We start from the raw sequence: 13,245 nt of genomic DNA, 5'->3' as shown, positions 1-13,245 counted from the left end.
ATTATTCGTTACCTTTTATTGTCTGAAATTTCACGATATTCACCATTGGCGATATTATCTATGGTGTAAGCACCAATGCTATAGCGAATTAATCTCAATGTTGGAAAACCAATATGAGCTGTCATCCGTCTAACTTGTCTATTTCTACCCTCGGTAATGCTAACACTGATCCAGGTTGTTGGGATATTAGCCCGCTCTCTTATTGGAGGCGTTCTTGGCCAAATACAGGGTTCGCTAATTACCGCAACTTTAGCAGGAAGTGTTAAACCATCTTTTAATACAACGCCTTGGCGTAATTTGGCTAAATCTGCATCGCTTGGTATACCTTCAACTTGTACCCAATATGTTTTAGCTGTTTTATGTTTTGGGTTGGCGAGCTTATGTTGCAATTTACCATCATTAGTAAGTAATAATAGGCCTTCACTGTCACGATCAAGTCGGCCGGCAGCATAAACGTCTTTTATCGGAATGTAATCTTTTAAGGTGTTGCGATTGTCGTCATCAGTAAATTGGCTAAGTACATTGAAAGGTTTATTAAAAAGGACCAACTTTTGTTCTTGCTTAACTGGTCGTACCTTTTGTTGGTTGTTTAGCTTACTGCTTGAATTATAGCGTGTTCGTTTGATTACCACGTTTATTTACCTTTAAATATTGAGACTTGTTTTGTGCTGCCTATTTTAAAACTCGGCGATTTCCTATAATATGCGCCCGCAAATAATTTTTATGATGAAATGAATTTTCATTCGTTTTATCACCAGTCCGCCTAATATTAGTAGCAGGAAAAAAAATGACTACAGAATCGTCTAAAATCATTTATACCATTACAGATGAAGCGCCAGCGCTGGCAACTCATTCTTTATTACCGATCATTCAAGCATTCACTGCATCTTCAGGTATAGATGTAGATACCCGTGATATTTCTTTAGCGGGACGTATTATAGCTAACTTTCCTAAATATTTAACCGAAGAACAACGTATTGGTGACGATTTAGCTGAATTAGGTGATTTAGCGAAAACACCAGAAGCCAATATTATTAAATTACCTAATATTTCGGCATCTATTCCTCAATTACAGGCAACAATCAAAGAATTACAAGCGAAAGGTTATAACTTGCCTGATTACCCTGAAGAGCCACAAAACGAAGCGGAAGAGTCAATCAAACTTACTTACGCAAAAGTATTAGGTTCAGCCGTAAACCCTGTTTTACGTGAAGGTAACTCTGACCGTCGCGCGCCTGCTTCTGTAAAGCAATATGCACGTAAAAACCCACACTCAATGGGCGCTTGGTCGAAAGCATCTAAGTCTCATGTTGCTAACATGAGTTCTGGTGATTTTTATGGTAGTGAAAAATCAGTCACTGTTAATGGTGACACTAGCGTTAAAATTGAATTTGTAAACGCAAATGGTGAAGTTAAAGTTCTTAAAGAAAACCTAAACTTACTAGACAAAGAAGTGATTGATGCTTCTGTAATGAGCAAGTCTGCATTGGTTGAATTTTTCGAAACCGAAATTGATAAAGCTAAAGAGCAAGACGTTTTATTGTCGTTACATTTAAAAGCAACCATGATGAAAGTGTCAGATCCGATCATGTTTGGCCATGCAGTAAAAGTATTTTATAAAGACGTGTTTACCAAGCACGCTGCAACATTTGAGCAATTAGGTGTTGATGTAAATAACGGTATCGGTGACGTTTACGCGAAAATAGGGCGTTTATCAGCAGAGAAAAAAGCTGAAATTGAAGCCGATATACAAGCTGTATATGCAACACGTCCAGAAATGGCCATGGTTGACTCAGATAAAGGTATTACTAATTTACACGTGCCAAGCGATGTAATTATTGATGCGTCAATGCCTGCAGCGCTCAGAGCTTCTGGGCAAATGTGGGGACCAGACGGCAAACAAAAAGATACCAAATTCATGATACCAGATCGTAACTACGCGGGAGTATTCTCTGCTGTAGTAGATTTTTGTCGTGAAAATGGTGCCTTTAACCCAACAACAATGGGTTCAGTACCAAACGTAGGTCTAATGGCCCAAAAAGCAGAAGAATATGGTTCACATGATAAAACATTTACCATGCCTGCTAAGGGTACAGTTAATGTTATTGACGGCAATGGAAAGACCTTACTATCGCACAATGTAGATCAAGGCGATATTTGGAGAATGTGCCAAGCTAAAGACGCGCCAATTCAAGACTGGGTTAAATTAGCGGTTACACGAGCTAAAGCAAGCAATACACCTGCAGTTTTTTGGTTAGATGAAAACCGCGGCCACGATGCCCAAATGATCAAAAAGGTGAACACCTACTTAGCTGATCATGATACCACTGGATTAGAAATTCAAATTCTTGAACCGGTTAAAGCTTGTCAATATACCCTTGAGCGCTGTGCACAAGGCCTTGATACTATTTCGGTAACAGGTAACGTACTGCGTGATTACTTAACTGATTTATTTCCAATTCTAGAACTAGGTACTAGTGCTAAAATGCTTTCAATTGTTCCACTAATGAATGGCGGTGGATTATTTGAAACTGGGGCAGGTGGTTCTGCGCCTAAGCACGTTCAACAGTTCGAAAAAGAAAACCATTTACGTTGGGATTCTTTAGGCGAATTTTTAGCGCTTGCTGCCTCGTTAGAGCATGTAGCTGTAAATAAAGGCAATGCTAAAGCACAAGTACTAGCAGACACCTTAGACTCAGCAACAGGCAAGTTTTTAGATAATAATAAATCACCATCACGTAAAGTAGGTGAGTTAGACAATCGTGGTAGTCACTTTTATCTAGCAATGTATTGGGCACAAGCGTTAGCTGAACAAACAGCTGATGACGAACTCAAAACCGCATTTACTGCAGTTGCTCAAGCATTGACTAAGCAAGAAACTAAAATTATTGAAGAATTAAACGGAGCTCAAGGTCCAGCAGTTAACATAGGTGGTTATTATTTCCCTAACCCAGAGCTAGCTTCTAAAGCCATGCGTCCTAGTGAAACACTTAATACGATTTTAACTAGCCTGTTATAAATCTTTTTTTAGAAAAAATAAAAAGGGTTAAGTACATTGTACTTAACCCTTTTTTGTTGATAGTTGTTTGTTTTATATTCGTTAAAGTACAAAACACCATCGAATTCAGCATTTACATAAAAAAAATGATGAAAAGTTCAATTATTACTTTACAAATAAGGCACTACTCTTTAATATTCGCAGCGCTTGGACAACGTACAAGCAATTGGTGAGATGGCTGAGTGGTCGAAAGCACCGGTCTTGAAAACCGGCAAGGGTTTGTAGCCCTTCTAGAGTTCAAATCTCTATCTCACCGCCACATTCTAAGAAACCGCTAATTTATTAGCGGTTTTTTTCGTTTAAAGTTTATAAAATAGTGTGGGTTTGTAGCGCTAAACCTTCGAGTAGAGTTCAAATCTCTATCTCACCGCCACATTCTAAGAAACCGCTAATTTATTAGCGGTTTTTTTCGTTTAAAGTTTATAAAATAGTGTGGGTTTGTAGCGCTAAACCTTCGAGTAGAACCAAAATAATTGTTTGCCTAAAGGCCAGCATACATCGCAATTTGTAGGTCGGTATTTATGCCGACAGAATAGTTTGTGATAAGTGATGGCCTAAAGGCCAACCTACGAGGCAATTGCCTAAAGGCCAGCATACATCGCAATATGTAGGTCGGTATTTATGCCGACAGAATAGTTTATGGTAAGTGATGGCCTAAAGGCCAACCTACAAGGCAATTGCTTAAAGGCCAGCATACATCGCAATTTGTAGGTCGGTATTTATGCCGACAGAATAATTTGTGATAAGCGATGGCCTAAAGGCAATTGCTTAAAGGCCAGCATACATCGCAATATGTAGGTCGGTATTTATGCCGACAGAATAGTTTATGGTAAGTGATGGCCTAAAGGCCAACCTACAAGGCAATTGCTTAAAGGCCAGCATACATCGCAATTTGTAGGTCGGTATTTATGCCGACAGAATAATTTGTGATAAGCGATGGCCTAAAGGCAATTGCTTAAAGGCCAGCATACATCGCAATATGTAGGTCGGTATTTATGCCGACAGAATAGTTTGTGATAAGTGATGGCCTAAAGGCCAACCTACAAGGCAATTGCTTAAAGGCCAGCATACATCGCAATATGTAGGTCGGTATTTATGCCGACAGAATAGTTTGTGATAAGTGATGGGCTAAAGGCCAACCTACAAGGCAATATGTAGGTTGGTATTATGCCAAGCATACTAAGGTTTATTTTTTAACCCAATTACCGGCGGCATTTTTAATAAAATGGCCAGATTGTGTTTTTTCAATCGCTTTTGCCCCTGCTAATGCAGTCACTTGTTGCATTGTTAATTTATTTTCGCGTGCTAAGTCAATATAGATACTTTTTCGCTTTTTGTTGATACTCTCAACTAAGCTTTGCGCTTCAGCACTATTTACTACTACACCTAGGTATCCATTTGGCATTTCACCAACTAGTCCTTGCTGTTTAGCATCATCTAAAGAGATTGCCCAAGCAGAAAAAGCCATTGCTGAAACTAAAATTGCATAGGTAATGTTTTTTAAAATGCTATTTTTAAAATTATTCATGAGTTCTCCTAAAATATGTCACTATCTTCACTAAATATGCTATCTAACTCTTTATCTACTTTTACTTTTATTTCATGATCAATTTTTAAGTTTAAATTGATAGTGATTGGCTCTTTAGCACTCACTTCCACTCTATGAGTGCAGCCGCTAACAATAAAAATAGCTAACACTAGGGTTAGTATTTTATACATAAGTACTCCTTAATGTGGTTTAAAACCTTTGAGAATGTTTTTTTCAAAACGCTCTGTTATTGATAGTGATTCAAGTAACCCTGGTAAGTCGTAACTTAAATTTAAATTTAAGTTCACATCATTATCAATATCCGGATTACGACCTTTAATTACGGTTTCTAACAGCATGTAACCGTCATCTGTCATAGAAACTTCAGAAGACAGTTGATGATAGTGTAAGTTTTGTAATGCATCAAATGCCAGTTGTAATTGAGTGTTACTTTTTTTTAGCTCTATTACAGCAGGGTTATCAATAACTTGTATTAGTCCGTTGTTAATATTATATAGTTTACCTTTTCCTATCGTATATCTTTTTCCGTCAAAGGTGATAGGTAGCATACCAGAGATATTACCGGTAACTACTATTCCTTGTTTTTTGTCTAATGCTAACACTTGTTCTAAGTCTATCGCAGTTAGCTGAACGTCAACTGAATGATTTTTTTGTATTGGCCATTGCAAGCTTGGTACTGCAAAACTTCCACCTAATACATCTGCTTTTAGCCTACTTGCATTTATCGTTATGTTTTCACTAAAACTACCGCCAATATTAACTGATAGGTTAGTCATTGGTGTAGGTGTGTCTATTAACGCAAGCGTTAAATTATTTTTAGTATTTGGTAATGAGGTTAATTTCCCAGAACTAAGTAACAGTTGTTGTTGCCAATTTAGATCTTGTATCCAAGTACCGTCTATATCCCCACTTAGTGATGAAATTGAAACATTAGCATTTAGTTGATTATTCAATAGGTTATTAAAGTCTGTTATTTTTCCGCTAACGTCATACGTGAGCAATCCATCTATTAGAGATATATCTATCGGTAGTTTAAGTTTGAGTGCGAATATATCAGTTAGCTGTAAATTATTGCGAGATAACCTTATGAATGGTGACTGTATTGATCCACTTAAGTTTAGTTCACCTAAGGTTACTTGATCTGCCATCGCGGTTGATGCCACTTCTATATTGCTTAATTCACCTGTGACTTTAGTATTTGTAGTGAAAGAGTTAAGTTGGACCATTGTTGGTATGTTTATTTGAGTTGCATTGCTATCTATGTATAACTCCAGCTTTGGTTCTTTATCACCATTGATAGTTATATTACCGTTAATGTGGTTTGTTAATGAACTAATTGCGATTAAAGGAGCTGCTTTTTTTGTCTTTATATTATTCTGATGATCAGACACCAAAATATTGTTAACTGTAATAGAAGAGGGGGCATTTAAAGTAAGTGTTGTTGACTCATTGGTTTTGATTATCGATCCCGATAATTGAACCCTTACCGGAGCCGTTGTAAATGAATTAAGCTCAGCTAATTTTAGTGAGCTATCAAAACTAAAGTTTTCTATTGAAAATTTAACCTCATTTGCAACAGACTTTAGCGACGGGACATATACCAAATTGTTCAGTGTTACTGTATGTGTTTTATCCTCATGTGCTGCGTGTAACTCTATTTTACTAAGGCTTAGTCTTTGACCAGTTGAGTTAACTATAGCGCCAGTCGGTAATGTTAGAGATAATTGTGACACAGTATTGTTTTTAAATAGCGTAACAACGTCTTTAGGTACGTTATTTTCGTCTAGTAAATTAATAAAATGAGTTGGACTAAAGTTAAGTGTAAGGGTATTGGTATTATTAGTTATTAGCTTTAACAACTTGTTGTTATCTAATGGGGTCAAAGTAAAGTCGAGTTCGCCAGTAATACTAAATGGACCGCTTTTATTTATCCCGTCTAGTGAAGCTATCGAAAGGTTCTTAAATGAATTATCTATGGCTAAACTACTATTAGTAAACTCTATCATGGCCTTTAAACTACCCGCAATATCTACTTTGCTTAGCATTTGAGTATAATTAGCTGACAGTGACAAATTGTGCCTATCTAAAAGCGTTTTTAATTGTTCAAGTTGAGTGACTGTTTCAAGCACAAAGCTGTTTTTAGTGAAGATAAGCTCAGTGTTGATAAATGTTTGATTATTAGAATCTTGCAAATCAAAAGTAAGACGATTATTTAGTAGTGTTAATGAACCCGAGTAAGGGGTTTTTGTTTGATTGTTGTTATCCGTACTATTGTGTGTTTTGTCAATTGTATTGCTAGCAGGTGGTACGTACGTTAATGAATCTATATTTACTGTTTTAGGTAAACGTAATAAAGATATTTCATCAAGGAAAGTGTTCAATTTATTAACTATGAATTGGCTATCGGTGGCAAGAGTGTCATTATTTGTTTGAGTGGTTTGGTTACTGCCAATAAACATATTGTCTGTAGCAGCAACATCTATATTATTAATGTTAATAGAACTGATCCAGGGTGTTGGTGTAAGTTGCCACTGAATAGCGGCTTTATTAATTTGAACATTACCCTTAAGGCTCTTTAAACAGAGCTTATCAATAATAATCGAATTGTCTTTAGCTATGTGAAAGTCTAAACACGTTACTTCAGCGTTAAAGCTTGTTAGTTGTGTTGCAGCGATATTATTTACAATGCTTAAACGCTGAGTAAATGCAATGAATAAAATAGCACTGAGCAAAGCAACAATTACTAAAAGAGCTATTAAACTAATCTTCAGAAAACGCACATTAACTCCATTATTTGAAATTAAGAAGAATGAGAAAATACATATTTGTTAGCTAAATTATCACATAGTAGTGGGTTATGCTTTCTTAATCCTCAAGCTAACTTATATAGCGGTTGAATTATTAAAAAATAAACAGCTGCTTATTAATCCATATGCGGCTTCTATTCGTATAGTAAAACAAATACTTTTACGTTTATGGCAAATGATAAATATTATCGGATTCAATTTTGTTTGGTTTGGCCTAGTATTTTGGGGCAATACTTTTATCCCTTTTGCTTTATTAATACTGTTTTTGCACCTTGCGTGTATTTCAAAAATAAAAAATGAAGGGGTAATTATTATCAGTATTACGCTCATTGGCGTATTTACTGACTTAATGTTGGCATATGTTGGTGTATTTATATTCGAAGAAAGTAATCAAATTCCACTGTGGTTAATTGTTTTATGGAGTTGTTTTGCTGCAACAATTTGTCATGGCTTGAGCTTTCTTAAAGAGTCAAAACTCTATCAGGCACTTGCCGGTGGTTTTATTGCACCCTTAAGTTACTTAGCTGGATATCACCTACAGGTGGTTGATTTTAGTTACTCATTAATCGCTACCTATGTAACGTTAAGTATTATTTGGGCTGGGTTATTTATTTTGTTTTTCTACTTCAGTGCTTATTTTATAAAAATTGGTGACAGCAATGATTAAAGTAATTGTGTTTGTATTATTAAACATTACTTTTATTAATTCGTCATATTGTGCGCAGTTGAAAGAGCCACAGTTAAGTACTGACAGGTTAAGTAAAGTAATAAAAAAGTATCAGTTTGTAACCATAGGTGAAGCTAGATTTACTATCTTGTTTTGGAAACTTTATCGCAGCAAGTTATTAACTACATCTGGTAACTACCCGGTTAATTTTAATGATGAGAAGTTAATCTATGAAATTAACTATTTAGCAAGCATTTCAAGTAGTGAATTAATAAATCGAACTGTTGAACAGTGGCAACATTTAAAAATACCAAAAGTTAAGTATCAGGGCTATTTATCAAGTTTAGCTAGTATTTGGCCAGACATTTCTAAAGGCGATAAATTGGCATTGTTTATCGACAAAGGCCGTAGTTTATTTTACTTCAATGATAATTATATTGGTGAAATTGATTCACCTGAATTTGGCCAAATATTTCTTGATATATGGTTATCAGAAAACACCAGCGAACCGTCATTAAGACGTGATCTATTAGGGATAAACAACAATGAATAAATTAGCGTATACCGTATGTAGTTTGTTACTGAGCTTTTTACTATCAGGTTGTTCTACTGAGTTAAAAGATTATGAACCCATTGAAAAGCCTTTTGACATCAAAGAATATTTCGACGGGAAAGTAACAGCATGGGGTGTGGTGCAAAACTTTTCTAGTAAAGTACAGCGTCGTTTTTGTGTCGAAATTATAGGCACTTGGGAAAAAAATAGAGGTACGCTGGCTGAAAAATTCTATTTTGATGATGGTGAAGTTTCATATCGAAATTGGCAGTTAATCAAACAAGCTAACGGTAATTACACTGGAACAGCTGAAGATGTTGCTGGTACAGCGATAGGTAAACATCAAGGATTTGCGTTTCAGTTTCAATATGACCTTCTGCTTACGTTAGACAACAATACCTATTCAGTATCAATGGATGACTGGATGTATCAAATCGACAGCCTGCGTGTAATGAATAAAACGGTAATGTCGAAGTTTGGTATTGAAGTGGCCGAAATTACCCTGTTTTTTGATAAAACACTCCCGATTAAAGGTTGCCAACCATAACCTATTTTGTATTCAGCAAGTTGTCTAATGCTAACTCTAGGGTTGGGTAATTAAAGTTATAACCATTTTGAACTAATTTATTTGGCACAACATTTTGTCCATAAACGATAAGCCCAGCCATTTCACCCAGTAATAAGTTTAATAATGGCGCCGGTGTTGTTAACAAGCACGGCCTATTAATAGCTTTAGCAAGATCTGCGCTAAAACTGCTATTTGAAACCGGATTGGGAGCAGTTATATTTATCGGCCCACTTAATGCATTATTTTGTTGAATGTGAACAATTGCAGCTACCATGTCTTCTATGTGGATCCAAGACATCATTTGCCTTCCATTGCCAATCTTACCGCCTAAACACAGTTTAAATGGTAGTAACATTTTAGCTAGGGCTCCTTTGTTTTTATCTAAAACAATTCCTGTACGCAAAAGTGCAACACGCGTTTTGTTTGATTTAGCTTGGTTAGCGATAGCCTCCCATTTGGCACATACATGATGAGTAAACTCTTCATGAAAATTATTAAATGTTTCATCAATTTCAGTACTGTTTTGTCTGCCATAAATACCTACCGCGCTACCAGAAATAAAAAGTGAGGGTGGCTTATTGGCAGCTTGTATAAATTCGACTAGTTGCTCTGTTAAGTTCCATCTGCTACTACATATTTTATCTTTTTGAATTTTTGACCAACGCTTATCAGCGATAGGCTCACCAGCTAAATTTATTACAGTGTCTTGATTCTCAATGTTTTCAATCGACAGACTATTGATAAAGGTAACGTTGGAGCCTAAGCCTAAGTTAAGTGCTGCTTTGGGTGAGCGTGTCAGTACAGTAATTGCTGATGCATGTTTTGCTAATTCTTTAGTTAGCGCTTTACCTATAAGCCCTGTACCGCCTGTGATTAAATAATTCATTAAGAACTCCTACTGTAAATCAACTTATTAGATACGAAGTATGTATCCATACAGATCAGTCTATTGTAAGTTTTCATAAAATAGTAAGCTTATTGATCAATTATCACTTTATATTCGTATAAATAAGCATTGAACGTAATATGTTAAACTAACTAAGTGAAAATTAATGAGTCGTACCATAGTTAACTTACCTATTTTTCCACTACCAGTATATTTGTTACCCGAAGGGATCACGCGTTTAAGAATATTTGAAGCGCGCTATATAAAGATGGTAAAAGTTGCTGTTAAAGGCCAAGGTTTTGTCATTTTCTCAACCAGTAAAAATACTCAAGTACAAAAATTAGGTTGGGGCAGTTGGGTAGAAATCATCAATTTTGATCAAGGCAAAGATGGCGTCTTAGAAATTGATGTTAAGTGCAAATCGTTAGTCGATATATTATCAATAAAACCTGATAATGATAACTTACATTTTGGCGACATCACCTTACTTGAACACTGGCCTGACAGCCAAGATAATTTACCGCTAGGAAACTTATCAACTACCTTAGAAAGTATTCTGAGTAACAATGAGCTACTCAATGAACTTTATCACAATAAGCTGTTAAATAATTTAAGTTGGGTAGTTGCTCGTTGGTTGGAGCTATTGCCAATTAGCGTTGAAACTAAAAATACTTTCATCGATAAAAATAGTTACGAAGCGGCAAAAACCTTTGTTAAATCAATTATCGAAAAATAAATTTATGATAAAGTGATCTAAATTATCTGTGTAACTGTATTACTTACTACAAACATAATTTGAACGTGGTGATGTAAGTATGCAAACACACTTGCTAGGCAAAGTAACTAATGCTAAATCTACTCGTATGAGCGATAAAATAGATCACCCCCAGCTTTGTCAGTGGCTTAGTGCAGTGGCAAACAAAAGAGATAAAAAGGCATTTACCGAGCTTTTTAAATTCTTTGCACCTAAAATTCAACGTATTGCACGGGGCAAGTTCCCTAATGAAGCGCAAGCATGTGAAGTTGTACAAGAAACTATGACAAATGTGTGGCGTAAAGCACACCTTTTTGATGAAAACAAAGGCGCTGCAACTACATGGGTTTATACCGTTATGCGTAATGTTACCTTTGATATTTTACGTAAAATTAAAGGCAACAAAGAAGATAATTTAAGTGACGATATTTGGCCAATGGCGGAAAATATGGTGAGTGATGATGAATGTTACACAGATCATCTGCAAAATAAGCAGTTATTAACGGTAATTAGCACGTTACCCGAAGCACAACAGCAAATAGTTAAAGGTTTCTATTTTATGGAAATGTCACAAGAGCAACTTGCGACCCACTTGAACCTTCCGCTTGGCACAATAAAATCTCGATTGCGTTTAGCACTCGCAAAACTCAAAGTACAATTAGGAGAAAGTAATGATTAAGCATCACCCTAAATTTGAGTTAATACAACTATTTGTTAAGGGCGATTTACCTGCATCATTATCTGCCGGTATAGCAATGCATGCAGAAATGTGCCCAAAGTGCCAAGAAAAAATTGCACAACTTACAGAACATGTAGCTGAAAACAGTTTTGAAGATGAGTCGATTAATTTTAAGGTTGATAATACTAAGAATACGCTAGAAGTAAATGAAAGCCTGAACTTTGAAGACATGATCAACACGATTACTGCATCTGATAAAATAGATACCCTCAAGCCTCAAGTTGAGAAAACTGTCGTATTTAAAAACAAAAGCTATACTTTACCAGCAGCATTACACAATATTGAATCTGGTAAAACAGCTAATATAGGTAAACTTTCACGCGCGCGATTACAGTTAAACGAAGGTGAAATACATACTACCTTGTTACACATAGAACCTGGTGGTGGCGTGCCTGAACATACACATAAAGGGTTTGAACTTACGTTACTACTCGATGGTTCATTTCATGATGATGAGGGCGAATATGTTAAGGGCGACTTTATTATGCGCGACAGCTCACATCAACATCAGCCAATATCTAAAAACGGTTGTCTTTGTTACACAGTGTCTAATGCACCATTGCACTTTACCCAGGGAATAAACAAATTACTTAACCCTATTGGTGCCTTTATTTATTGATAGTTTGTAAACTTGAGGAAAAAATATGATCCACTCTGTTAAAAAAGAAGATTTGTTGATTGGGATCAGTGCTTGCTTAATAGGTGAAAAAGTCCGTTTCGACGCAAGTAATAAGCCGTCTAATTTCTGTATTCACGAGTTAGGGCAACATGTTACTTATAAAGCTTATTGTCCTGAAGTTGCTATTGGTTTACCCATTCCTCGCCCAACGATAAGACAAATTAAACATGACGATGTTATTCGTGTTTCACGTCCAGATGGTAGTGGCGATGTAACAGATGCTTTGAAAGCGTATGGACAGAAAATAGCTAAAGTTACCGGAGAATTAAGCGGATATGTTTTCTGTGCTAAAAGCCCAAGTTGCGGCATGGAAAGAGTTAAAGTTTACAGCCCTGAAGGTCACGCGTTACCATCTCATGGTGTTGGAGCGTTCACTAAAGAAATTATGGAAGCCAATCCACTATTGCCTTGCGAAGAAAATGGCCGGTTAAACGACGCACTTATTCGTGAAAATTTTGTTGCGCGTGTTTATGCTTATAAACATTGGCAAAACCTTGAGAAATCGGGGTTAACCAAACATAAATTAACAACCTTTCACAGCCAATACAAATATACGGTAATGAGCCACGACCTTATTGCTTATAAAGCATTAGGTCAATTATTAGCACGTGCTGATTTACCACTTGAAGAAATGGCACAGCAGTATATTTTGGGGTTAATGAATGCATTAAAGAAAATCGCTACGCGTAAAAAACATGCTAATACGTTAGCGCACATACAAGGGTACTTTTCTAAGCACTTGCAACCTAACGAACGCCAAGAACTTTGTGCACAAATTAATGCCTACCGAGAGGGGCTTGTACCACTAATGGCACCATTAACCTTGATTAATCATTATCTATTGCAATACCCTAAAGACTACCTAACAAACCAGTCTTATTTAGCACCGTATCCAGACGCCTTAAGGCTTAGATACGCATACTAATACTTGTTATTTTTCATTTACAAATTGTTTAACATCGCTATATTTTCTATTAAGGATGAC

13 protein-coding genes and 1 tRNA gene are annotated in these 13,245 nt (G+C 36.2%); 9 read left to right on the top strand and 5 right to left on the bottom strand.

From position 1 onward, the window contains the following. Nucleotides 1-8 precede the first annotated feature (8 nt). Nucleotides 9-632, bottom strand: coding sequence for a pseudouridine synthase (locus tag QUD79_RS08630; protein ID WP_286287621.1), 624 nt, complete (start codon nucleotides 630-632; stop codon nucleotides 9-11). A 155-nt stretch (nucleotides 633-787) separates the two neighbouring features. Here QUD79_RS08630 and QUD79_RS08625 point away from each other — a divergent pair, with 155 nt between their 5' ends. Together QUD79_RS08625 and QUD79_RS08620 are read left to right on the top strand one after the other, a co-directional pair. After that, nucleotides 788-3,019, top strand: coding sequence for an NADP-dependent isocitrate dehydrogenase (locus QUD79_RS08625; protein ID WP_184424063.1), 2,232 nt, complete (start codon nucleotides 788-790; stop codon nucleotides 3,017-3,019). A gap of 207 nt (nucleotides 3,020-3,226) precedes the next feature. Beyond that, nucleotides 3,227-3,317, top strand: a tRNA-Ser gene (locus QUD79_RS08620). Between the two features lie 927 nt (nucleotides 3,318-4,244). Here the strand turns inward: QUD79_RS08620 and QUD79_RS08615 are convergent. The 3 genes from QUD79_RS08615 to QUD79_RS08605 are packed head-to-tail and all read right to left on the bottom strand — an operon-like array spanning nucleotide 4,245 to nucleotide 7,387. After that, complete coding sequence (locus QUD79_RS08615) at nucleotides 4,245-4,586, bottom strand: YdbL family probable chaperone protein (RefSeq protein WP_184424062.1); 342 nt, start codon at nucleotides 4,584-4,586, stop codon at nucleotides 4,245-4,247. A gap of 8 nt (nucleotides 4,587-4,594) precedes the next feature. Continuing rightward, a complete protein-coding gene (locus QUD79_RS08610; RefSeq protein WP_184424061.1) occupies nucleotides 4,595-4,777 on the bottom strand; it encodes a YnbE family lipoprotein in 183 nt (60 codons plus the stop codon). 9 nt (nucleotides 4,778-4,786) lie between these two features. Continuing rightward, nucleotides 4,787-7,387: an intermembrane phospholipid transport protein YdbH family protein gene (locus QUD79_RS08605; RefSeq protein ID WP_184424060.1), complete on the bottom strand. Its 2,601-nt coding sequence runs from the start codon at nucleotides 7,385-7,387 to the stop codon at nucleotides 4,787-4,789. A gap of 202 nt (nucleotides 7,388-7,589) precedes the next feature. On the opposite strand from QUD79_RS08605, the gene QUD79_RS08600 reads away from it, so the two are divergent. The 3 genes from QUD79_RS08600 to QUD79_RS08590 are packed head-to-tail and all read left to right on the top strand — an operon-like array spanning nucleotide 7,590 to nucleotide 9,181. After that, complete coding sequence (locus QUD79_RS08600) at nucleotides 7,590-8,081, top strand: DUF2878 domain-containing protein (protein WP_184424059.1); 492 nt, start codon at nucleotides 7,590-7,592, stop codon at nucleotides 8,079-8,081. Further along, complete coding sequence (locus QUD79_RS08595) at nucleotides 8,074-8,634, top strand: chalcone isomerase family protein (protein ID WP_184424058.1); 561 nt, start codon at nucleotides 8,074-8,076, stop codon at nucleotides 8,632-8,634. Before QUD79_RS08600 ends, QUD79_RS08595 begins: the two co-directional genes overlap by 8 nt. Then, nucleotides 8,627-9,181 (top strand): DUF3833 domain-containing protein, encoded by a 555-nt coding sequence (locus tag QUD79_RS08590; protein WP_184424057.1) that lies wholly within the window; start codon nucleotides 8,627-8,629, stop codon nucleotides 9,179-9,181. Before QUD79_RS08595 ends, QUD79_RS08590 begins: the two co-directional genes overlap by 8 nt. Nucleotide 9,182: 1 nt before the next feature. Here the strand turns inward: QUD79_RS08590 and QUD79_RS08585 are convergent, their stop codons facing one another. Beyond that, the gene (locus QUD79_RS08585) at nucleotides 9,183-10,088 is read right to left on the bottom strand and encodes a TIGR01777 family oxidoreductase (protein ID WP_184424056.1); all 906 of its coding nucleotides are present in this window, start codon (nucleotides 10,086-10,088) and stop codon (nucleotides 9,183-9,185) included. A gap of 166 nt (nucleotides 10,089-10,254) precedes the next feature. Between QUD79_RS08585 and QUD79_RS08580 the strand changes: the two genes are divergently transcribed. The 4 genes from QUD79_RS08580 (at nucleotide 10,255) to QUD79_RS08565 (ending at nucleotide 13,185) form a co-directional block, all read left to right on the top strand. Next, the gene (locus tag QUD79_RS08580; protein WP_184424055.1) at nucleotides 10,255-10,824 is read left to right on the top strand and encodes an LON peptidase substrate-binding domain-containing protein; all 570 of its coding nucleotides are present in this window, start codon (nucleotides 10,255-10,257) and stop codon (nucleotides 10,822-10,824) included. 79 nt (nucleotides 10,825-10,903) lie between these two features. Next, nucleotides 10,904-11,521, top strand: coding sequence for a sigma-70 family RNA polymerase sigma factor (locus tag QUD79_RS08575; protein WP_184424054.1), 618 nt, complete (start codon nucleotides 10,904-10,906; stop codon nucleotides 11,519-11,521). Beyond that, on the top strand, nucleotides 11,514-12,200 hold the full coding sequence (locus QUD79_RS08570; protein WP_184424053.1) for a ChrR family anti-sigma-E factor: 687 nt from the start codon (nucleotides 11,514-11,516) through the stop codon (nucleotides 12,198-12,200). Before QUD79_RS08575 ends, QUD79_RS08570 begins: the two co-directional genes overlap by 8 nt. Before the next feature lie 25 nt (nucleotides 12,201-12,225). Then, the gene (locus tag QUD79_RS08565; protein WP_184424052.1) at nucleotides 12,226-13,185 is read left to right on the top strand and encodes a YbgA family protein; all 960 of its coding nucleotides are present in this window, start codon (nucleotides 12,226-12,228) and stop codon (nucleotides 13,183-13,185) included. Nucleotides 13,186-13,245 lie beyond the last annotated feature (60 nt).

Source organism: Thalassotalea piscium, assembly GCF_030295935.1.
In the GTDB taxonomy this organism is placed as follows: domain Bacteria; phylum Pseudomonadota; class Gammaproteobacteria; order Enterobacterales; family Alteromonadaceae; genus Thalassotalea_B; species Thalassotalea_B piscium.
This window is presented reverse-complemented; position numbering and strand designations above follow the sequence as displayed.

Coding starts and splice junctions, on each gene's coding strand:
- QUD79_RS08625 (WP_184424063.1), top strand. CDS start 788: ATGACTACAGAATCGTCTAAAATCATTTATACCATTACAGATGAAGCG.
- QUD79_RS08590 (WP_184424057.1), top strand. CDS start 8,627: ATGAATAAATTAGCGTATACCGTATGTAGTTTGTTACTGAGCTTTTTA.
- QUD79_RS08595 (WP_184424058.1), top strand. CDS start 8,074: ATGATTAAAGTAATTGTGTTTGTATTATTAAACATTACTTTTATTAAT.
- QUD79_RS08585 (WP_184424056.1), bottom strand. CDS start 10,088: ATGAATTATTTAATCACAGGCGGTACAGGGCTTATAGGTAAAGCGCTA.
- QUD79_RS08600 (WP_184424059.1), top strand. CDS start 7,590: ATGATAAATATTATCGGATTCAATTTTGTTTGGTTTGGCCTAGTATTT.
- QUD79_RS08580 (WP_184424055.1), top strand. CDS start 10,255: ATGAGTCGTACCATAGTTAACTTACCTATTTTTCCACTACCAGTATAT.
- QUD79_RS08570 (WP_184424053.1), top strand. CDS start 11,514: ATGATTAAGCATCACCCTAAATTTGAGTTAATACAACTATTTGTTAAG.
- QUD79_RS08575 (WP_184424054.1), top strand. CDS start 10,904: ATGCAAACACACTTGCTAGGCAAAGTAACTAATGCTAAATCTACTCGT.
- QUD79_RS08565 (WP_184424052.1), top strand. CDS start 12,226: ATGATCCACTCTGTTAAAAAAGAAGATTTGTTGATTGGGATCAGTGCT.
- QUD79_RS08615 (WP_184424062.1), bottom strand. CDS start 4,586: ATGAATAATTTTAAAAATAGCATTTTAAAAAACATTACCTATGCAATT.
- QUD79_RS08610 (WP_184424061.1), bottom strand. CDS start 4,777: ATGTATAAAATACTAACCCTAGTGTTAGCTATTTTTATTGTTAGCGGC.